This window comes from Streptomyces sp. NPDC048001 (assembly GCF_043203115.1).
GTDB classification, from domain to species: Bacteria; Actinomycetota; Actinomycetes; order Streptomycetales; family Streptomycetaceae; genus Streptomyces; species Streptomyces sanyensis.
Genome location: NZ_JBIDBN010000008.1, coordinates 286,397 through 306,631, shown reverse-complemented (window position 1 = coordinate 306,631; position 20,235 = coordinate 286,397). Strand labels below are relative to the sequence as shown.

Annotated in this window: 14 protein-coding genes and 1 riboswitch; of the genes, 5 read left to right on the top strand and 9 right to left on the bottom strand. The window is 74.8% G+C overall.

Annotated elements, in window-relative coordinates; genetic code table 11:
• Nucleotides 1–221 precede the first annotated feature (221 nt).
• Nucleotides 222–2,702, bottom strand: coding sequence for a DNA helicase PcrA (pcrA, locus tag ACGF15_RS17270; protein WP_392799816.1), 2,481 nt, complete (start codon nt 2,700–2,702; stop codon nt 222–224).
• Between the two features lie 256 nt (nt 2,703–2,958).
• Nucleotides 2,959–3,123, top strand: a riboswitch (cyclic di-AMP (ydaO/yuaA leader).
• A gap of 1 nt (nt 3,124) precedes the next feature.
• Here pcrA and ACGF15_RS17265 point away from each other — a divergent pair.
• Entirely contained in the window at nt 3,125–4,312 is a 1,188-nt protein-coding gene (locus ACGF15_RS17265) for an NlpC/P60 family protein (RefSeq protein ID WP_362608616.1), read from the top strand.
• 84 nt (nt 4,313–4,396) lie between these two features.
• Here ACGF15_RS17265 and ACGF15_RS17260 read toward each other — a convergent pair whose 3' ends face one another.
• On the bottom strand, nt 4,397–4,750 hold the full coding sequence (locus tag ACGF15_RS17260; RefSeq protein ID WP_345614519.1) for a hypothetical protein: 354 nt from the start codon (nt 4,748–4,750) through the stop codon (nt 4,397–4,399).
• Nucleotides 4,751–5,089: 339 nt separating this feature from the next.
• Between ACGF15_RS17260 and ACGF15_RS17255 the strand changes: the two genes are divergently transcribed.
• Nucleotides 5,090–6,151: an NlpC/P60 family protein gene (locus ACGF15_RS17255; RefSeq protein ID WP_392799812.1), complete on the top strand. Its 1,062-nt coding sequence runs from the start codon at nt 5,090–5,092 to the stop codon at nt 6,149–6,151.
• A 99-nt stretch (nt 6,152–6,250) separates the two neighbouring features.
• Here the strand turns inward: ACGF15_RS17255 and ACGF15_RS17250 are convergent, their stop codons facing one another.
• Both ACGF15_RS17250 and ACGF15_RS17245 read right to left on the bottom strand, forming a co-directional pair.
• Entirely contained in the window at nt 6,251–6,940 is a 690-nt protein-coding gene (locus ACGF15_RS17250) for a response regulator transcription factor (RefSeq protein ID WP_256525501.1), read from the bottom strand.
• Nucleotides 6,937–8,208: a PspC domain-containing protein gene (locus ACGF15_RS17245; protein WP_392799809.1), complete on the bottom strand. Its 1,272-nt coding sequence runs from the start codon at nt 8,206–8,208 to the stop codon at nt 6,937–6,939. The genes ACGF15_RS17250 and ACGF15_RS17245 overlap by 4 nt, the downstream gene beginning before the upstream one ends.
• A 223-nt stretch (nt 8,209–8,431) precedes the next feature.
• On the opposite strand from ACGF15_RS17245, the gene ACGF15_RS17240 reads away from it, so the two are divergent.
• Nucleotides 8,432–9,724 (top strand): PspC domain-containing protein, encoded by a 1,293-nt coding sequence (locus tag ACGF15_RS17240; protein ID WP_392799806.1) that lies wholly within the window; start codon nt 8,432–8,434, stop codon nt 9,722–9,724.
• The gene (locus ACGF15_RS17235) at nt 9,711–9,944 is read left to right on the top strand and encodes a hypothetical protein (protein WP_345614515.1); all 234 of its coding nucleotides are present in this window, start codon (nt 9,711–9,713) and stop codon (nt 9,942–9,944) included. Before ACGF15_RS17240 ends, ACGF15_RS17235 begins: the two co-directional genes overlap by 14 nt.
• Here ACGF15_RS17235 and ACGF15_RS17230 read toward each other — a convergent pair.
• Together ACGF15_RS17230 and guaA are read right to left on the bottom strand one after the other, a co-directional pair.
• Nucleotides 9,893–10,405, bottom strand: a complete 513-nt coding sequence (locus ACGF15_RS17230; RefSeq protein WP_392799802.1) for a DoxX family protein — start codon at nt 10,403–10,405, stop codon at nt 9,893–9,895. The genes ACGF15_RS17235 and ACGF15_RS17230 overlap by 52 nt on opposite strands.
• 231 nt (nt 10,406–10,636) lie before the next feature.
• A complete protein-coding gene (gene guaA / locus ACGF15_RS17225) occupies nt 10,637–12,235 on the bottom strand; it encodes a glutamine-hydrolyzing GMP synthase (protein ID WP_345614513.1) in 1,599 nt (532 codons plus the stop codon).
• Nucleotides 12,236–12,540: 305 nt separating this feature from the next.
• Here guaA and ACGF15_RS17220 point away from each other — a divergent pair, with 305 nt between their 5' ends.
• On the top strand, nt 12,541–12,825 hold the full coding sequence (locus ACGF15_RS17220) for a chorismate mutase (RefSeq protein ID WP_345614512.1): 285 nt from the start codon (nt 12,541–12,543) through the stop codon (nt 12,823–12,825).
• A gap of 763 nt (nt 12,826–13,588) precedes the next feature.
• On the opposite strand, the gene ACGF15_RS17215 is transcribed toward ACGF15_RS17220, so the two are convergent.
• The 3 genes from ACGF15_RS17215 to ACGF15_RS17205 all read right to left on the bottom strand — a co-directional run bounded on the left by ACGF15_RS17215 (nt 13,589) and on the right by ACGF15_RS17205 (nt 20,169).
• The gene (locus ACGF15_RS17215; protein WP_392799798.1) at nt 13,589–15,427 is read right to left on the bottom strand and encodes a GMC oxidoreductase; all 1,839 of its coding nucleotides are present in this window, start codon (nt 15,425–15,427) and stop codon (nt 13,589–13,591) included.
• A 134-nt stretch (nt 15,428–15,561) separates the two neighbouring features.
• A complete protein-coding gene (locus tag ACGF15_RS17210) occupies nt 15,562–17,199 on the bottom strand; it encodes a succinic semialdehyde dehydrogenase (protein ID WP_345614510.1) in 1,638 nt (545 codons plus the stop codon).
• Between the two features lie 195 nt (nt 17,200–17,394).
• A complete protein-coding gene (locus ACGF15_RS17205) occupies nt 17,395–20,169 on the bottom strand; it encodes a protein kinase (RefSeq protein ID WP_392799947.1) in 2,775 nt (924 codons plus the stop codon).
• Between the last annotated feature and the right edge of the window lie 66 nt (nt 20,170–20,235).

Below are 20,235 nucleotides of genomic sequence, written 5' to 3'. Positions count from 1 at the left end.
CACCGCTGCCGGAGCGCCCCGGCAGCGGCCCCTCCACCCGGGCACCTCCCGCAGGACCCCTGCGCGCTGCGCGTATCCCGCCGCCCACCGGCTCGCGATCCGGCCGGGCAGCCACCCTCCGGCTGGCTCCCTGCCCGTCGCCCGCGGGCGGCCGGGAGCGGCGCCGCGCACGTCCGGCCCGAGCGGGGCACCGCCGCGCCGCGCCCGGCGCCCCGCCGCTGTCAGAGCTTCTCGACCGGCGCGTACCGCAGCAGCAGGCGCTTGGGCTTGTCGTCGCCGAAGTCGATCGTCGCCTGCGCCTCCGAACCCGTGCCCGTCACCCCGACGACCGTGCCCAGGCCGAACTGGTCGTGCGTGACCCGGTCGCCCACCGCCAGCGAGACCACCGGCTTGTCGCCGGTGCGGCGGGTGGCGAACCCGCTGGCCTTGCCGCGTGAACGGGACGAGGAGAGCGACGCGGCGACACCGGACGTCGGCCCCGCGGGCGCGGCCATCGGCCCGGTCCGCTTCCACTCCAGGTGGGCGGCGGGGATCTCCTCCAGGAAGCGGGAGGGCGGGTTGTAGGCGGGCTGGCCCCAGGCCGAGCGCATCGCCGACCGCGTCAGGTACAGCCTCTCGCGGGCCCGGGTGATGCCGACGTAGGCGAGCCGCCGCTCCTCCTCCAGTTCCTTGGCCTGCCCGAGGGCCCGCATGTGCGGGAACACGCCGTCCTCCAGGCCCGTGAGGAAGACCACGGGGAACTCCAGCCCCTTCGCCGTGTGCAGGGTCATCAGCGTGATGACGCCGGAGCCCTCCTCGTCCTCGTCGGGGATCTGGTCGGAGTCGGCGACGAGCGCCACCTGCTCCAGGAACTCCGCGAGGGTGCCGCCACCGTCGCCCTCGGCCCGGTCCTTCTCGAACTCCAGCGCCACCGCCGCCAGTTCCTGGAGGTTCTCGATACGGGTCTCGTCCTGCGGGTCGGTGGAGGCCTGGAGCTCGGCCAGGTAGCCGGTGCGCTCCAGCACGGCCTCCAGCACCACGGCGGGCCCGGCTCCCGACTCCGCGATGGTGCGCAGCTCCTCCATCAGGACGTTGAAGCGCTTCACGGCGTTGGCCGAGCGCGCCGCCATGCCGTAGGCCTCGTCCACGCGGCGCAGCGCCTGCGGGAAGGTGATCCGCTCGCGCAGTGCGAGCGCCTCGACCATGGCCTCGGCACGGTCCCCGATGCCCCGCTTAGGGACGTTGAGGATGCGGCGCAGGGGCACCGCGTCCTCGGGGTTGGCCAGCACCCTGAGGTAGGCGAGGACGTCCCTGACCTCCTTGCGCTCGTAGAAGCGCACTCCGCCGACCACCTTGTAGGGCAGGCCGACGCGGATGAAGACCTCCTCGAAGACGCGGGACTGGGCGTTGGTCCGGTAGAAGACGGCGACGTCCCCCGCCTTCGCCTCGCCCGCGTCGGTGAGCCGGTCGATCTCCTCGGCGATGAACTGCGCCTCGTCGTGCTCGGTGTCCGCGACATAGCCGGTGATCCGCGCACCGGCGCCCGCGTCCGTCCACAGGTTCTTCGGGCGGCGGGACTCGTTGCGCTCGATGACGGCGTTGGCCGCCGACAGGATCGTCTGCGTGGAGCGGTAGTTCTGCTCCAGCAGGATCGTCGTCGCCTCCGGGTAGTCCTCCTCGAACTGGAGGATGTTGCGGATGGTCGCGCCGCGGAAGGCGTAGATGGACTGGTCCGCGTCGCCGACGACGCACAGCTCGGCGGGCGCCAGGTCTTCGTACCCCTGCCCGACCAGCTCCCGCACCAGGGTGTACTGGGCGTGGTTGGTGTCCTGGTACTCGTCGACCAGGACGTGGCGGAAGCGGCGCCGGTAGTGCTCGGCCACGTCCGGGAAGGCCTGGAGCAGGTGGACGGTGGTCATGATGATGTCGTCGAAGTCCAGGGCGTTGGCCTCGCGCAGCCGCGCCTGGTACATCCGGTACGCCTCGGCGAGCGTCTTCTCGAAACCTCCCCCGGCGCCTTCGGCCTGGGAGGCGCCCCCGGCCGCCCGGTCGGCGAAGCTCTCCTCGTCGACCAGCTCGTTCTTGAGGTTGGAGATCTTGGCGCTGAACGACTTGGGCGGGAACTTCTTCGGGTCGAGGTCCAGGTCCCGGCAGACCAGGGCCATCAGGCGCTTGGAGTCGGCCGCGTCGTAGATCGAGAACGACGAGGTGAACCCGAGCCGCTTGGACTCGCGGCGCAGGATGCGCACACACGCGCTGTGGAAGGTCATCACCCACATGGCGTTCGCCCGCGGGCCGACGAGCTGGCCGACGCGCTCCTTCATCTCCCCGGCGGCCTTGTTGGTGAAGGTGATCGCCAGTATCTGGCCGGGGTGGACGTGCCGGGTGCCCAGCAGGTGCGCGATCCGGTGGGTGAGCACACGGGTCTTGCCCGACCCGGCGCCCGCGACGATGAGCAGCGGGGATCCGGTGTGGACGACGGCGTCGCGCTGCTGCTCGTTCAGCCCCTCCAGCAGGGCCGAGGGATCGACCGCGGGCCGGGGAGCGCCGTCGCGGTAGTACCCGTCGCGGGCCGGCGGCACGTCGTACGCCCCCTGGAAGAGGTCGTCCGGGATCGGCTCGGGGGCCGCGTCCTCGGGCGGCGGGGGGTGCTCCTCCCCGTGCGGCTCCTCCTCGGGGGGCTGGAGGCCGGTCAGGAAGCTGTCGTCAAAGAGGCTGCTCATCGCCTACCGAGTCTAGGCCGCCCCGCCGACACTCCGGGACGGCTTCCACCGGGCGGACGGCACCGCACGCGGGCGGGGGCGGAACGTGCACATTGGGTGACCGGCCGGATCCGGCGCGGGACCCCGGCACCCCCTCTCGAAAAAGGTCACGGAAATGTATCGGACATATCGAACATCAACCTTCACAGGGTGCTCACGTATTGGCTAGCGTGCTCGACCAGACGGCCCGCTCCCCTCCCGGCGAACCGCGCCGAACGGGTCGACTACGCCGAATCCGGGCCCCCCGCTGGGCGGTTCGGAGCCGGGGACCCACTTGATGCACGACCGGGGTGAATCGGGCCGCGCCGCGCGCTGCCCGTAGGGCGTCTTCCGTTCGCCCGAACCCGACAGCTAACCCGGTAGGCGGTCCACGGAAGAAGGAGATGCCGGCCTTGGCGTCGCATCGCAGGATCCGCAGCCGCAGTACCAAGCCCTCCCCCGCCGTCGGGTTCACCACGGCCGCCCTCGCCGGGGTCACGCTGCTGTCGGGACAGAGCGCCTCCGCCGCACCCGGCGAGCCCTCGCCCTCCATCGAGGAGGTGCAGAAGAAGGTCGACGACCTCTACCGGCAGGCGGGCAGCGCCACGCAGGAGTACAACAAGGCCAAGGAGGCCGCGACCGAGCAGCGGCGCGAGGTGGACACGCTGCTCGACCAGGCGGCCACCCGGGCGGACAGGCTCAACGAGTCCCGGCGCGCGCTCGGCACCTTCGCCGCCGCGCAGTACCGCACCGGGGCGGTGGCGCCGACCGCGGCGCTGATGTTCGCGGAGAGTCCCCAGGCCTACTTCGACCAGACCCGTCTGATGGACCGGATGACCGACCAGCAGCAGCAGGCGGTCGCCGACTACGAGGCCCAGCGTGCGGAGGCCGCCGAGCAGCGGGCGGAGGCGGGCGAGCGCCTGGAGGAACTGAGCGCCTCCCAGGAGGCCTTGCGCACCAGCAAGCAGAACGTGCAGGCGAAGCTCGCCGAGGCGCGGTCCCTGCTGTCCCGGCTGACCGCCGAGGAGAAGGCGCGCCTGGAGGCGATCGAGCGCGAGAAGGCCGAGGAGGCCCGCCGCAAGGCGGAGGAGAAGGCCAGGGCCGAGGCGGAACGGGCCGAGGCGGAGCGGCAGGCGGCGCAGGAGGCCGAGGCCGCCCGTGCGCCGGAGACGGCGCGGGAGACGGCACAGCCCCCGGCGCAGGACGCGGACCCCGGGAGCGGGACGGCGGACGGCGGGCACGCGGCGAAGGCCGACAAGGTGATCGACTTCGCCCGCGCGCAGATCGGCAAGCCGTACGTCTGGGGGGCCACCGGACCGAGCTCCTACGACTGCTCGGGCCTGACCCAGGCCGCCTGGAAGGCCGCCGGAGTGGACCTGCCCCGCACCACCTGGGACCAGGTGGAGGTCGGCACCCGGGTCGCCACCCAGGACCTGCTCCCCGGGGACCTGGTCTTCTTCTACGACGACATCAGCCACGTCGGCATCTACATCGGCGAGGGCATGATGATCCACGCACCGAAGCCGGGCGCCAACGTCCGCGAGGAGTCCGTCTACTCCATGCCGATCCACGGCAGCGTCCGCCCGGCCTGAGCCCGGCGGAGCCTGCGGCGGGGGGCGGCGGGGGTGCCGCCCCCCGCGGCCCCCGTCGGAGGCGAGCCGGACGGCGGCGGAAGCTCAGGTCCAGAGCGTGGCGATGAAGACGTTCGCCGTGGTCAGCGCCCCGACCGCGCCGAAGAGGGCCTTGTCCACCCGCTCCTCGTCCCGCTTGACGTAGACCAGCCCGAGGACCACCACCAGCACCGCCAGCTTCACGGCGATCTTGACGTTGTCGACGGGCTGGTCGTCCGCCTGGTTCAGCCCCACCAGGGCCACGCCCGTGACCAGCATGGTCAGTGCCCCGTGGAGCATCGCCGGGGTGAAGCGGGCCGTGCCCGCGCCCATCGCCTTCATCTGGGTCAGGAAACCGCCCAGCAGCGAGGCGATACCGATGACATGCAGGGCGACGAAGACATTGATGAGTACGTCCATACGGCGGAGCCTATGCGGCCCATACCACCGGATCCCGACCGGGTCGCCCCCGTCCGCGGCATCGGTCCACGGGCTCCCGTTCCCGGTCCTCCGGCGATCGGTTCCGACCGCCGGACGAAGCACGGAGGGCAGGCTTCGGGCAGTTCCGGTCGGCGCCGCCTCCCGCGGCGGCCGCGCGGTCTAGCGTCCAGCACCAGGTGGCCGGCTCCCACCGCCGTCGTGCAGCCGGACGGCTCGGCCACCCCCGCCGAAGGGTCCGGCGGCCCACCGCTCTCCCGTGCGGTGCGCGCCGCCGGGCCCCGGGGACGACGGACGGACGACGGAAGGAACGGCGCCACCGTGGCAGCGCACCGGAAACCCAGGCAGCGTCCGCACACCGGACCGGCGGGCCGGACGGCCGCCGCCCTCGCCCTCGCGGGCGCCGCCGGCGGCACGGCGCTCGGCGGAACGGCCCAGGCCGACCCGCGGCCGACCACCGCCCAGGTCAAGGCGAAGGTGGACACGCTGTACCGGGAGGCGGAGGCCGCGACCGAGCGCTACAACGGCGCCAGGGAGCGGGCGGACGCCGCCCGCGACGAGCTCGGCGCCCTCCGCGACGAGGCGGCCCGGCGCACCGAGCGGCTCAACACCTCGCGCGAGGCGCTCGGTTCCTTCGCGGCCGCGCAGTACCGCGCGGGCGGGATCGACCCCGGTCTCCGGCTCGCCCTCACCTCCGATCCCGGCGACTACCTGGAACGCGCCTCGCTCGCCGAGCGCGTCGGCGACCGCCGGGCGTCCGCCCTCGCCTCGGTGCGGCGCCAGCTCGTCGACCTCGCGGAGCTGCGCGAGCGCGCCGGGCTGCGGGCGGCCGAACTGGAGCAGCACCGCGGCCGGGCGGCACGGCACAAGCAGTCGGTCCGGGCACGGCTCGCGGCGGCGGAGCGGCTGCTGGCCCGGCTCACCGCGGAGGAGCGGGCCGCCTACGCGCGGGGCGCCGCCGAGGGTCCCGACCGCGCCGACCGCGCCGGGCGCGCGGACATGCCCGCCCCCAGGGCGCCCTCGGGTCCGGCCGACGGACGGGCCGCGCGGGCCGTGGCCTACGCCTACGGCGCCCTGGGGAAGCCCTATGTGTGGGGCGCCACCGGACCCGGCGCCTACGACTGCTCGGGGCTGACGCAGGCGGCCTGGCGCTCGGCGGGCGTGGCCCTCCCCCGCACCACCTACACGCAGATCGAGGCGGGGCGGCGGGTGGCCCGTTCCCAACTGGCGCCGGGCGACCTGGTCTTCTTCTACCACGGCATCACCCACGTCGGGCTCTACATCGGCGACGGCAGGATGATCCACGCCCCACGGCCCGGGTCACCGGTGCGGATCGCCGGCATCGACGAGATGCCGTTCGCGGGCGCGGTCCGCGTCGCCTGAGACCGGCGCGCCGCCCCCGACGGCGCCCCCCGCCCCCGACGTCGCCCGCCGTACGGCGGCGGCCCACCGGCCGCACACGCACGGCACGCCGGGCCCGCGTCAGACCAGGCGGCGGGCGGTCGCCCAGCGGGTGAGTTCGTGCCGGTTGGAGAGCTGGAGCTTGCGCAGCACCGCGGAGACGTGGGACTCGACCGTCTTCACCGAGATGAACAGCTGCTTCGCGATCTCCTTGTAGGCGTACCCGCGGGCGATCAGCCGCAGCACCTCGCGCTCCCGCTGGGTCAGCCGGTCCAGGTCCTCGTCGACGGGGACCGCGTCGGTGGAGGCGAAGGCGTCGAGCACGAACCCGGCGAGGCGCGGCGAGAAGACCGCGTCCCCGTCCTGCACCCGGAAAACGGAGTCCACCAGGTCCGCCCCGGTGATCGTCTTGGTGACGTAGCCGCGCGCACCGCCCCGGATGACGCCGATCACGTCCTCCGCGGCGTCCGAGACCGACAGCGCCAGGAACCGGACCGGATCGACCGCCGCGCCCATCAGCGTGGCGCAGCGCCGCAGCACCTCCACCCCGCCGCCGCCCGGGAGGTGGACGTCCAGCAGGACGACCTCCGGGCGGGTGGCGGTGATGACGGTGACGGCCTGGTCCACGTCGGCGGCCTCCCCGACGACCTCGACGCCCGTCTCCTCCGTCCGCCCGATCTCGGCCTGGACGCCCGCCCGGAACATCCGGTGGTCGTCCACGAGCACCACCCGCACCCGCCGCCCGGCGGTCTCCTCCGCAGCCTCGGTCATCCGTCAGCCCTCTCCATCTCGAGCTCCACCTCGGTCCCCCCGCCCGCCGCCGAGCGGAGCCGTGCCGTCCCGCCGTTGCGCTGCATCCGGCCGATGATCGACTCTCTGACACCCATCCTGTCACCGGGGACCGCGTCCAGGTCGAATCCCGGCCCCCGGTCCCTGACGGAGACGAAGACCGACCGCGGCTCCACCTCCGCGTACACCTGCACGGCCCCTCCCGAGCCACCGTACTTGGCCGCGTTGACCATCGCCTCGCGCGCGGCCTGCAGCTGCGCCCCCAGGCGCTCGTCGAGCGGGCAGTCCCCCACGACGACGACCTCCACCGGCACACCGTGCTTGTCCTCGACCTCGGCGGCGGCCCGGCGGACCGCCTCCGCCAGCGTGTCGGGGGCCTCGTCCTCCTCCTTGCCCGTGCCCTCCGGGCGGTAGAGCCAGTTGCGCAGCTCCCGCTCCTGGGCCCGGGCGAGCCGGCGCACCTCCCCGGCGTCCTCGGCGTTGCGCTGGATCAGGGTGAGGGTGTGCAGCACCGAGTCGTGGACGTGGGCGGCGACCTCGGCCCGCTCCTGGGCCCGGATGCGCATCGTCCGCTCCTCCGAGAGGTCCTGGGTCATCCGCACCAGCCAGGGGCCGGCGAGCAGCGCGACCCCGACGATCACCGCGATCGCGGCGGTGAGGATGTTGCCGAGCTGGGCGGCCGAGCCGCGCACCACGACGAAGACGGTGAGACCCGCCGCGGCGAGCGCGACACCCGCCACCACCCGCGCCACCGGGAAGAGCCGGCCCCCGCCGGAGGAGCCGGGCAGCCAGCTGGCCCGACGTGCGTTGTCGGCCTGCCGCCACACCAGCACCACGCCCGCGCCGATCAGCAGCGTGGGCACGATGTAGCGGTTGGTGCTGTTGCGTTCGAGGTTCTCCACGAACAGCGCACCGCCGAAGAGCAGCGCGGCGAGGGCGACGAGTTGCCCCTTGTCGGGCTTGCGCAGGCGCTTCCTGCCGTCGGGCGTGGTCTCGACGAGCGGGCGGGGGGCGGCCTCCCGCCCGCCGACACCCAGCGGGACGGCGATCCAGAGGACGGCGTAGGGCAGCGCGCCCAGGCCGTCCGCCATGAACAGCACCAGGAACACCAGCCGCACCCAGACCACCGGCACGCCCAGATGGCCCGCCAGCCCGCGCGCCACGCCGCCCAGCATCCTGCCGTCGGCGCTGCGGTAGAGCTTGCGCACGGCGGGCTCGTCGGTCTCGGGCGGGCGGGCGGCGACTGGCATACCCAGATCGTCACACGGAGGCGGGGGCGCGGACATCAGGGCCGCCCCTGAGACCGACCCTGACCCGGACCCGGCGCGGCCCCCGGTCCCGCAACCGGTCCCGCACCCGGGCACGGGACCGGGCGGGAACCCGGACGTCCCGGGCCGGACTCGGGGCAATATCAGGGGAGGTCCAGGGTCGTGACGGCTGCCGTGCACCCCGACGGCCCGTCACCATGGAGGCATGAGCCAGCCGACCGCCGCACCGCCCAGCCCCCCGCACGAGCAGCCGCAGCCGCCGCTGCGGCGCTCCCGGCGCGGCAAGCTGGTCGCCGGGGTCTGCGGCGGACTCGGCCGGCACTGCGACGTGGACCCGGTGATCTTCCGGGTCTCGATCGGCGTGCTGTCCGCCACCGGCGGCGTCGGCCTGATCTTCTACGGCTTCGCCTGGCTGCTCATCCCCTCCGACGACGACGATGACGGGGAGAACGAGTTCCGCCGCCTGCTCTCCGGGCGGGTGGACCGCGCCTGCCTGAGCGCCCTGCTGCTGGCCCTGATCGGCTGCGGCCTGCTGCTGTCGATGCTGCGCAACGCCGATCTGCTCGCCTTCGCGGCGATGCTGTCGCTCGCGACGGCGGGGCTCGGCGTGTGGTCGCTGCGCCGCCGCGCCGGCGCGCCCGAGGGCGCACCGGCGGCGCCCTCGGCGGCGCACACCGTGGCGGAGGCACCGCCCGAGACCAAGGCGCCGCCCTCGCCGGACGGCCCCTCCTGGTGGCGGGACCCGATCCTCAAGGACGGCACCACGGGGCCCGTGGCGACCGGCTACCTGTGGGGACCGGCGGATGCCGCGGCCCTCGCCCCCGAGGAGGCCGCCGGTGTCCGCGGGGCGGCGCCCGCGCGGCAGGGGTCCCGGCGGGGCATCGGCGGGCCGGTGGTGCTGCTGGCCCTGCTGGCCGGGGCGATCGGCACCGCGGCCACCTGGGGCGGGCCCCTGGGCACCAGCCTCCAGACGGGGCTGGTCGCCGCGCTAGCGGTGCTCGGCGCGGGGCTGGTGGTCAGCAGTGTGCTGGGGCGCACCGGGGCGGGCACGGTCCTGCTGACCGCGGTGACCGCCGGGCTCCTGGCGGGCGCCGCGGCGCTGCCGCCGGGCATCGACACGGACTTCCGCGAGGACACCTGGCGGCCCTCGACGGTCGCCGGCGTCCGCCCGTCCTACGAGCTGGGCTCGGGCTCGGCGACCCTGGACCTGTCCGGAGTGGACGTGCCCGAGGGGGACACCGCGTCGACCCGCGCGGAGGTGGGCCTGGGCGTGCTCAGGGTCGTGGTGCCCGCGGACGCGGTGGTGGTGCTTCGGGCCACGGCCGGGGTCGGCGGGGTCCGCCTGCCCGACGACCCGCCGGACATGGTGCGCGTCGACCCGGGACGCACCGTGCGGGAGACCCTGCGGCCCCCGGAGGGTGCGGCCGCCGCCGGGACCGTCAGGCTGGAACTGGAAGTGGGCATCGGACAGGTGGAGGTGGACCGTGCGCAGCCGTGAGAGCGTCCACGGCTTCCGGCCGGGGCGGCTGATCGCCGGGCTCTGCGCCCTGGCCGTCGCCGCGCTGTACGCGGGGGACGTCGCCGGCGAGTGGACGGTCCCGTGGTTCACGGCCCTGCCGCTGACGGCCGCCGGGCTGGCGCTGGCGGGCGTCGCGGGCTCGGTCCACTACACGGTGCGGCGCCGCCGCGCGCGCAGCAGGGCGTCCAGCGACCAGTAGGACGCCCCGGCGAGCACCAGGGGCAGCCAGGCCATCAGGTAGACCAGGTCGTTCCCGTAGTAGTACGGCTCGGTCTGCCAGCTGACCGTGAGCCACAGGCTCAGCGAGATGAGCGCGCCTCCGAGTGCCGCGACGCGGGCCAGCAGGCCGACCAGGGTGCCGAGGCCCACGGCGAGTTCGCCGAGGGCGATGGCGTACCCGAAGGCCACGGGGTCGTTCAGCGCGAGGTCGACCAGGCCCGGCACCGCGGCGGTACCGCGGACGGCGTTCATGAGCTCACCGAGGGAGCCGGGGCCGGTGGCGGCCAGGAAGGTGCTGTCGGTGAGCTTGTCGATGCCCGCGTAGACGAAGGTGATCCCGAGGAAGAGCCGCAGGGGCAGCAGGGCGTACCGGGCCGCCTGGTCCCGCCGGGTCGGCGGCGTTTCGCCGGCAGTACCGTAGGTGGCCGTCGTCCGGTCCATGTCTCTCATTGCCCGTCCCGCCTCGAAGTGTCCGTCTAATCGACCATACGTACGGGGAGACCGCCCCGCTCAGCGGTGTGCGGCGCGGATCGTGACAGGACCGTACGGCGGGCGGGGCGGTCGGCGGAAGCCCCCGGGGGCGGGAGGTGCCGGTGCCCGGACGCACCGGGGGACGGCGACGCCGCCGACCGCGCGGCGCGGGCGGCGGCGTCGGCCGGCCTCAGGGGGAGCTCACTCCCACTCGATGGTGCCCGGCGGCTTGCTCGTCACGTCGAGGACGACACGGTTGACGTCGGCGACCTCGTTGGTGATCCGGGTGGAGATGCGTGCCAGCACGTCGTAGGGCATACGGGTCCAGTCGGCGGTCATCGCGTCCTCGGAGGACACCGGCCGCAGCACGATCGGGTGGCCGTAGGTGCGGCCGTCGCCCTGCACGCCGACGCTGCGGACCTCGGCCAGCAGGACGACCGGGCACTGCCAGATCTCCCGGTCCAGGCCGGCGGCGGTGAGCTCCTCGCGGGCGATGGCGTCCGCCTGGCGCAGCAGGTCCAGGCGGGACTTGGTGACCTCGCCGACGATGCGGATGCCGAGGCCCGGTCCGGGGAAGGGCTGGCGCTGGACGATCTCCTCGGGCAGGCCGAGTTCCTGGCCGACCATGCGGACCTCGTCCTTGAACAGCTTGCGCAGCGGCTCGACGAGCGCGAACTCCAGGTCCTCGGGCAGTCCGCCCACGTTGTGGTGGGACTTGATGTTGGCGGTGCCGGTGCCTCCGCCGGACTCCACGACGTCCGGGTAGAGGGTGCCCTGCACGAGGAAGGCGACGTCCTCGCCCTCGCCCGCGGACTCGGCGACGATCTCGGCCTGGGCCTGCTCGAAGACGCGGATGAACTCGCGCCCGATGATCTTCCGCTTCTCCTCCGGGTCCGAGACGCCCGCGAGGGCGGCCAGGAAGCGCTCCTCCGCGTCCACGACCTTCAACTGGACGCCGGTCGCGGCCACGAAGTCCTTCTCGACCTGCTCGGTCTCGCCCTGGCGCATCAGGCCGTGGTCGACGTAGACGCAGGTGAGCTGGGAGCCGATGGCCTTCTGGACCAGGGCCGCGGCCACGGCCGAGTCCACGCCGCCGGAGAGGCCGCAGATGGCCCGCTTGGTGCCGACCTGCTCGCGGATGGCCGCGACCTGCTCCTCGATCACGTTGCCCGTGGTCCAGGAGGGGCGGATGCCCGCACCCCGGTAGAGGAAGTGCTCCAGGACCTGCTGGCCGTGGGTGGAGTGCATCACCTCGGGGTGGTACTGCACGCCGTAGAGCTTCTTCTCGTCGTTCTCGAAGGCGGCGACCGGCACGACGTCGGTGGACGCGGTGACGGTGAAGCCCTCGGGCGCCTCGGAGCAGGCGTCGCCGTGGGACATCCACACGGACTGCTCGGCCGGGGTGCCCTCGAAGAGGGTGGAGCCGGGCTTGGAGACGTGCAGCGGAGTGCGCCCGTACTCGCGGGAGCCGGTGTTGTCGACCGTGCCGCCCAGGACGGTGGCCATCAGCTGGAAGCCGTAGCACATGCCGAAGACGGGGACACCCGCCTCGAACAGCGAGCGGTCCAGGCGGGGCGCGCCCTCGGCGTACACGGAGGACGGGCCGCCGGAGAGGATGATCGCCTTGGGGTTCTTCGCCAGCATCTCCGCCACGGGCATCGTGGAGGGGACGATCTCGCTGTAGACGCGGGCCTCGCGGACCCGGCGGGCGATGAGCTGTGCGTACTGGGCGCCGAAGTCGACAACGAGGACGGTGTCCGGTTGCGTTGCGGGCGCGGCAGCGGGGGACGCTGATGACACTGGCGGCCTTCCGGCGGTGGGAGGGAGTCGGTATCTGTCGATTCTACCGGGGCGCCCGACGGCACTTTTCGTCTCACCATCCGAACCCGCTTTGGCGCGGGCCCCGCCGCGGTCCATACTGTCGCCATGCAGCAGCTGACCTTCGTCTTTACCTATGGCACCGGCCCGTCCGGCTGCCATGGTCGCGCTGCTTGAGCAACTGACGAGCGACTTCCCAGGCGCCCCGGGCCGACAGGCCCGGGGCGCCTCGGCTTTCCGGTCCGTGCCGCTCCGGGGCCCTGCCGACACCGCAGAGGAGCCCCCTCATGACCGAGGTACTCGACCGCACCGGCGCCCGCACCGAGGACGCCGCGCAGGTGATCACCGGTGCGCGCGAGCGCATCGACGCGCTGGACGACCGGATCATCGGGCTGATCCAGGAGCGCATGGCCGTCTCGGCCGTGATCCAGGAGTCACGGATCGCCTCCGGCGGGCGCCGGGTGAGCCTGGCGCGGGAGATGGACGTGCTGTCCCACTACCGGGACGCGCTCGGCAGGCCGGGCACCGCGCTGGCGATGACGGTGCTGGAGCTGTGCCGCGGCCGGGTCTGACCGGCTGCCGGGGCCGGGGAACGGCCCCGGCTCCCGGCCCCGGCTCCCGGCCCCGGCTCCCGGTCCGGGACGCCGGACGCCGGGGCGGGAGTACGGCGTGCACCTGCGTTCGGGTGCGCCCTCACCCGTACGGCGCGTGACGCCCGCGGCCGGATCTCGTTGTTCCTCTTGTCCGCGCCAGCCAGGGGCGGACCGCCAAGGAGAAACCACGCGTGGCTCCGCTGGAGCGTGTGACGCGCCCGAGGTGCGTCGTGGGACCTCGCCCCAGCGTGTGTGACCGGTCGGCAGGGGACAGCAGCCCGGTCACCCCAAGAAGCGGTCGGCTCCGGGGACGCCCGGCGCCGACCGCATCCGGTCCGTCCGCACGGACGCCCGCACCCTCCGTCCTCCCGACGCGGCGCTACCCCCCGGCGCCGCACACCGGCGCCGACGCTGCCCTGACGTCGGTGCTGCCCGAAGGGCCCCGCGGCCACTGCCCGCGGGGCCCTTCGTCTGCCCGGGTGCCCGCGTGGAGCCGGGGGAAGCGCGAGGGTGTCACCCGATCACGGAAAGTGACCCACCTCACACCTCGGACCGGTTACCGGGGGACAACCATTCCCAGGGGACACAGGTCATGCATGCGTAACAACGGCCACGTGCGCGCCCCGCGCGCCGGGCCGCGCGGGAACCAGGAGGCCGCTGCACTCGGAGGGGGGTGCAGCGGCCTTCGTCCTGCCGGTGCGCGCCGGGCGGACCGGGTTCCCCCTGGCCCGCGGGCGGCGGCTCAGACGTCCTGCGGCTTCTTCCCCCCGGCCTCCGCCGGGCGGGGAGGCACGGCGGGCATCCCGAGGAAGGGCAGGCGCAGGGCGCCGAAGGCCTCCGCCGGGACCGCGGGGCGCTCCGGCCTCACCGGAGCCAGCCGCACATAGGCCGCACCCTGCTCCGGGCGGGGGTCCGCCTCGCCCTTGTTGGGCCAGAAGGACATCGCCCGCTCGGCCTGGGCCGTGATGGTCAGCGAGGGGTTGACCCCGAGGTTGGCGGAGACCGCCGCCCCGTCGACGACCGAGATGCCGGGGTGCCCGTACAGCCGGTGGTAGGGGTCGATCACGCCGTCCTCGGCGGAGGCGCCGATGGGGCAGCCGCCGAGGAAGTGCGCGGTCAGCGGGGTGCCCATCAGCTCGCCGATGTTGGAGCCGGCGAAGCCGTTGATCTCCTCCGCCAGGAGGGAGGCGGCCCGGGTGGCCTCCGGGATCTGGGTGGGGTTCGGCGCTCCGTGCCCCTGCCGTGCGGTGAGGAGCCCCTTGCCCAGGCCGCCCGGCTTGCGGTACGTGGTCAGCGAGTTGTCCACGGACTGCATGACCAGGCCGATGATGGACCGCTCCGACCAGCGGCGGTTGGACAGCGAGCGCATGGCCAGCCAGGGGTGGCGGGCCACGTTGCCGAGCCAGCCCGCGACCCGGCCCTTGGCGCGGAAGGGCACCTGGAGGATCGTCAGCCCGCCCATGGCGTTGGAACCCCGCCCGTAGCGCACCGGCTCGATGTGGGTGTCGGCATCGGGGTGGATCGAGGAGGTGATCGCCACACCGCGGGTGAAGTCCGCCTTCGCGCCGTGGCGGCTGCGGTAGCGGCGGTCGGTGGTCTGCGCGCCCACCAGGGCCTCGGAGTTGGTGCGGGTCAGCTCTCCCAGGCGGTGGGAGAGGCGGGGCAGCAGGCCGCTGTCCTTCATGCGGTGCAGCAGGGTCTGGGTGCCGTAGGTGCCGGCGGCGATCACGACCCGCCGGGCGGTGTAGGTGCGCCCCGCGCCCCTGCGCCGCTTGTCGCTGGGCACCGTGCGGACGGCGAAGCCGCCGCGGGAGTCCTCGGTGACCGCGACGGCCGTGGTCATCGGGTGGACCGCGGCACCGGCCCGCTCCGCCAGGTGGAGGTAGTTCTCGTTGAGGGTGTTCTTCGCACCGTGGCGGCAGCCGGTCATGCACTCGCCGCACTGGGTGCAGGGCCTGCGCGAGGGGCCCGCGCCGCCGAAGTAGGGGTCGGGCACCTCGCGCCCCGGCCGGGCCGTGCAGGCGCCGTCGGCGTCCTGGCCGTCACCGAAGAACACGCCGACCGGGGCCATGTGGAAGGTGTCGCCCACGCCCATGGCCTGTGCGGTCGCCTTCAGATGGACGTCGGAGGGGGTCATCGTCGGGTTGAGGCGGACGCCCAGCATCCGCTTGGCCTGGTCGTAGTAGGGCCCGAGTTCGTCCTGCCAGTCGGTGATGGCCCCCCACTGGGGGTCCCGGAAGAACGCGGTGGGCGGCACGTAGAGCGTGTTGGCGTAGTTGAGGGAGCCGCCGCCCACCCCCGCGCCGGCCAGCACCATCACCTTGCCGAGCAGGTGGATGCGCTGGATGCCGAAGAGGCCCAGCGCGGGGGCCCACAGGTAGTTGCGCAGGTCCCAGGAGCTGCGGGGCAGGGTCTCGCGGGTGAAGCGGCGGCCCGCCTCCAGGACGCCGACCCGGTAGCCCTTCTCCGTGAGGCGGAGCGCGGAGACCGAACCGCCGAAGCCGGAGCCCACCACCAGCACGTCGTAGTCGTAGGGGCCGTCGCCCGCGTCCTGTTCTCGGGCAGGGGGTACCTCGGACATGGCTCTCCTCGTCGGCTCTCTTCGGGCGTGCGGGGCGGTTCGGGTCGGTTCGGGGCGGCGGGGGCGGGGGCGGCCGGCCGGGGGCGGGTCGGCCGGGGCAGCGCCGGCCGGGGGCGGGTCGGCCGGGGCAGCCGTCAGCGCAGGCGCAGCGCCTTCATGGCCCGGAGACCGGTGCTCATCAGCGCGGCGTACCTCTCGTCGTCCATCCCGAAGGACGGCGCCAGGGGGAGCACCCGCTGCTGGGCGACGGTCTGGGCCTCCGTGTACTTGAGGATGCCCTCGGAGCCGTGGCGGCGGCCGAGGCCGGAGTCCTTCATGCCGCCCATCGGCGCCCGGACGCTGCCGTAGGCGGGTGCGTAGCCCTCGTTGATGTTGACCGTTCCGGTGCGCAGCCGGGCGGCGACGGCGTGGCCGCGCCGTCCGTCGCGGGTCCACACACTCGCGTTGAGGCCGTAGGGCGTGGCGTTGGCCCGGTCGACGGCCTCGTCCTCGTCGGTGAAGCGGTAGAGGGAGACCACCGGGCCGAAGGTCTCCTCCTCGCACACGGCCATCGGCCCGGTCACGCCGTCGAGGATGGTGGGCTCGTAGAAGTAGGGGCCGATGTCGGGTCGGGCGGTGCCGCCCGCGACCAGGGTGGCGCCCGCCGCCACGGCGTCCTCCACGTGCCGGGTGACGGTCTCGAGCTGGCGCGGCCCGACCAGCGAGCCCATGTCCGCCCCGTAGGCCAGGGCGTTGCCGAGCCGCATGGCCCTGGTGCGGGCCGCGAAGCGCTCGGTGAACTCGTCCGCCACCGATGCGTGGACGTACAGCCGCTCGATGGAGATGCACAGCTGGCCGGCCGAGGAGAAGCACGCGCGGACCGCCCCGGCGGCCGCCTTCTCCACGTCGGCGTCGTGGAGGACCAGCATGGCGTTCTTGCCGCCGAGTTCGAGCGAGACGCCGACGAGCCGGTCGGCGGCGCCGCGGGCGACCTCGCGGCCGGTGCGGGTCGAGCCGGTGAAGGAGACGTAGTCGGCGTGCCGCACCAGGGCGGGGCCGACGACGGGGCCCTCGCCGAGGACGACCTGGAAGACCTCCGGGGGAAGCCCCGCCTCGACGAGCAGGTCCCGGGCCCACAGGGCGGTCAGGGCGGTCTCCGTGTCCGGCTTCATGACCAGGGCGTTGCCGGCGACGAAGGCGGGCAGGGCGTCGCCGACGGACAGCTCCAGCGGGTAGTTCCAGGGGGCGATCTGGCCGACCACGCCCCGGGGCTGGCGCAGCTCGGTGGTCTTGGTGAGCACGGGCACCACACCGGTGTGCCGGCGGGGGCGGAGGTAGGCGGGGCCCTTGCGGCCGTAGTGGCGGGCGGCCACGGCGACCGCCAGCACCTCCTCGTGGGCGTGCAGCCGGGCCTTGCCCGTCTCCAGCTGGATGAGGTCCAGCACCTCGGCCTGGCGTTCGAGGAGCAGATCGTGGAAGCGCAGCAGCACGGCGGCGCGGGCGCGGGCCGGCGTGGCCTGCCACGGGCCCTGGGCGGCGCGGGCCCGTACGAAGGCCGCGGCGACGTCCTCGGGGGTGGACTCGGGCAGCTCCGCGAGCCTCTCGCCGGTGAACGGCGCGTGGTTGGCCGTGCTGCCGGAGCCCACGACGTCCTTGGCCAGCCGGGCGACGACCTCGGGCGTCACCACGTCGGCGGCGGTGCGCGCACCGGCCGGGGCCGGTGCGACCGGGTTGGTTCCGGGGCGGGTCGCCGCGGTGGCGGTCGAGGAGGTGGTGGAGAGCGAGTCCGTCATGGGGCGAGACTAGGACGCAATCCCCACTTTGGATACCCGTCGGTAACACGTTTTCGGGGACCCTCGACACCACGCCAGTGATCACTGGCACATAACCCCTGATCAGGGGGTTGTCGCCCCCGGAAGGCCCGCGAGGTCCCTCGCGGAGCGCTGTGGGGGAAGACACCGCATGGGCGAACCCCGCCCGGTGCGGCGCTAGCCCGTGACCCGGTAGGTGGCGGTGGCCTGCCGGTGGATCTCGGTCACCTTCTCCCGCTGGTCCGCCGGGCCGATCACCTGGATGACGTGGTAGCGGTCGCCCACGATCAGCGCCAGGTTGCGCACATAGACCTCACGGCCGGTGCTGTCCTGCCAGGTGAACTGGCCCTCCGCCATGGCCTGGCGGCCCACGTCGATGCGCCGCAGCCCGCTCGCGGTCGCCCAGGAGGAGTCCCTGAAGGGCTGGAGTTCGCGCTCCTTGTCCCGCTGGTAGGCGAGCGGATCGTCGCCGTGCCCGGCCACCGAGTCCCGGCCGGGGACGACGATCAGGGTGAAGTCACCGCCGAGGTAGCGCACCTGGCCCGCGTCGTTGACGGGGCGCCGCTGCCACTCCTCCACGACGGCCAGGCGGAAGCCCTCGGCGTCCTCGCGGAGCACGTACCCGTCCGGGAGGGTGGCGGCCGGGGCGGACGTCTGCGGCTGCTGCGAGCCCGGGGTGGCCTCGGGGGAGCGGCCCGGGTCGGTGCGGTCCGGGCTCGGCTCGGCCTCCGCGGAGGGGCGCTGCCCCGCGCCGTCCGCCTTCGGGGTGCCCGACCGGTCGCCGGACGCGGGCATGAAGTAGTACGCGTAGGCGACCGCGGCCGCCAGCGCCAGGAGCACCGCCAGGAGCAGGGTGCGGCCCAGCGCCCGCGGCTTCCGGCCACCGCGGGTGCCGGGCCCGGGCAGGGGGTCGTCGAAGCGGTCGGCCGCGTCGAAGCGCTCACGGGACGCGGGAGGCCGGGAGGCCGGACCCCGGGACTTCCGGTGGCGGTGGCGGCCCGCCTCCCGCGCACCGAAGCGCCGTCGGCGCACCAGCTCGCCGCGGCGGCGCACGATGGGCAGCAGCGTCGGGTCGACCGGCCCGGAGGGCACCGACACCAGGCCGTGGCCGACCTCCGGTTCGGGCGCCGACCGGACCAGGGAGCGGAGCCAGCCGTTCAGCTCCTCGCACTCGGGCCGCTCCATGGGGTCCTGGCGCAGCAGGGACTCCACGACCGGCCGCAGCGGCCCGCACTCCTCGGCGAAGGCGGGCGGCTCCGCGCACACCATCTGCACCAGCTCGGCGGCGTTGTCCTCGGGGTAGGGGGCGTGGCCCTGCACCGCGCGGTAGAGCAGCGCACCGAGCGCCCAGAGGTCGGTGGCCGGGCCGACCGGCGCCGCAAGCTGCCAGTTCTCGTGCACGGGACCGGCCTGCTCGGGAGCCCAGCGCTCGGTCACGGCGCCGACGACCGTGATCCGGGCCTGCCGGGCCCGCTCGGCGGCCAGCGGCGTGGTCGGGCCGCGGAAGGACTCGGCCCGGGCGCCCGCCGTCTCCTCGTCCCATCGGGGGGCACCGGCGGCCGGGGCGGGTTCCCCGGTGGCGGGGCGGCGCTGGGCGTCGGCCCGCAGGGCGTCGGCGCCGCCGCTCCAGCCGCCGGCGGTGCCGCGGTGGGCGGGCAGGGCCGGGCGCGGCTGCGGCGACGCACGCTCCGCCGCGCGGCGACGCACCCCGTAGGGATCGTCCCGGTAGGCGTCGGAGGGGGCGGAGGGGCGCCTGGCGGGCAGCCCGCCGCCCCCGGCCGGGAGCGGGCCGGGGCCCTCGCGGCCGGGCGGGGGCGCGTCGTGCCAGGTGCCGGCGAGACGGGCCCGGCCGGGGCCGTCGGCGTCCCCCGGGCCCTCGCCGCCGGGAAGCTCCCCGGCGGTGCGGCCGTCCCCGGCGTCCGGTGCGCTCCCGGCGGGTCGGGCGGCGTCGGGGCCGTGGGCCCCGAAGCCGCCGCGGGCGGGGCCCTCGGCGGCCTCCGGCTGCGGGCGGCCTTCCCCCTGCCCGGGCTCCGCGAGCCGCTCGCCGTCCCGTGGCCGGGCCGCGGCGCGGGCACCGGCCCGGTAGGCGGCGATGGCCCCGGCCCCGGCGGCCCGTCCGTCGGGCGGGGCGGCCTGCTCGAAGCCGGACTCCCGCGGGAGCGCGGGCAGGTCCCGGGCCGGACGCCCCGGGGCGGGCACCGCCAGGCCGTGGCGGGCCGCCGGGGCGAGCGCCGCGGGGCCGCCCGGGGAACCCTCGGTGTACGAGGTGGTGCCGTAGGCGGTGCCGGCGGACGGGCCGCGGGGCCCGGCGGAGCCGCCGCCGGGGAGCGCGGGCGCGTCCTCGTCCGGCCGCCGCTCGGGCACCGGCTCGTACCCGCACAGGGCCTCCTCCGCGGCACCGGAGGCCAGCCCGGTCAGCACCACGCGGCCGTCCTCGCACACCAGCACCGTGCGCACGGTGATGTTCCGGTGGGTCCAGCCGTGGGCGTGCAGCACCCGGAGTGCGGTCAGGACGTCGGAGGCCACCTCCGCGGCGCGGTAGGGGGTGAGGGGCCGCTCCGCCAGCAGCGCGGCCAGCGGCCGGGCCGCCACGACCTCGCTCACGATCCACAGCGACCCGTCCTCGGCGAACACGTCGAAGACCTGGTCCAGCCGGGGGTGGTCGGGGATCCGCGCAGCCGCCTGCGCGGCCTCGACGGCGCGGAGCACCGCCGGGTCGGTGGGCCGCAGCGTGGCCCGGCCGTGCGCCCGGCGCGGCACGGCGGCCCCGGCCAGGCCGTCGCCGTCCATCACCTCGGCCTCGACGACCTCGGGCAGCGGCACCTGCCGCACGAGCACTTCGTGGCCGCTGTAGGTGTCGAAGGCGCGGGTCTCGGCGAGTTCGCCTTCCTCCGAGGACTCCGAGGGCAGACGGTAGCGGTCGGCGAGCACCCGTCCCGCGTACTCCTCCACGACGCCTCCCCGCAGCGCGCTGTCCCCCGGCCGGTCCGCGATCACCGCACCGAACCGTCATATCCG

Excerpts from the sequence above, each read along its gene's own strand:
- pcrA (WP_392799816.1), bottom strand. The coding sequence starts at position 2,702 with ATGAGCAGCCTCTTTGACGACAGCTTCCTGACCGGCCTCCAGCCCCCC.
- ACGF15_RS17265 (WP_362608616.1), top strand. The coding sequence starts at position 3,125 with ATGCCGGCCTTGGCGTCGCATCGCAGGATCCGCAGCCGCAGTACCAAG.
- ACGF15_RS17260 (WP_345614519.1), bottom strand. The coding sequence starts at position 4,750 with ATGGACGTACTCATCAATGTCTTCGTCGCCCTGCATGTCATCGGTATC.
- ACGF15_RS17250 (WP_256525501.1), bottom strand. The coding sequence starts at position 6,940 with ATGACCGAGGCTGCGGAGGAGACCGCCGGGCGGCGGGTGCGGGTGGTG.
- ACGF15_RS17245 (WP_392799809.1), bottom strand. The coding sequence starts at position 8,208 with ATGCCAGTCGCCGCCCGCCCGCCCGAGACCGACGAGCCCGCCGTGCGC.
- ACGF15_RS17240 (WP_392799806.1), top strand. The coding sequence starts at position 8,432 with ATGAGCCAGCCGACCGCCGCACCGCCCAGCCCCCCGCACGAGCAGCCG.
- ACGF15_RS17230 (WP_392799802.1), bottom strand. The coding sequence starts at position 10,405 with ATGGACCGGACGACGGCCACCTACGGTACTGCCGGCGAAACGCCGCCG.
- ACGF15_RS17220 (WP_345614512.1), top strand. The coding sequence starts at position 12,541 with ATGACCGAGGTACTCGACCGCACCGGCGCCCGCACCGAGGACGCCGCG.
- ACGF15_RS17215 (WP_392799798.1), bottom strand. The coding sequence starts at position 15,427 with ATGTCCGAGGTACCCCCTGCCCGAGAACAGGACGCGGGCGACGGCCCC.
- ACGF15_RS17210 (WP_345614510.1), bottom strand. The coding sequence starts at position 17,199 with ATGACGGACTCGCTCTCCACCACCTCCTCGACCGCCACCGCGGCGACC.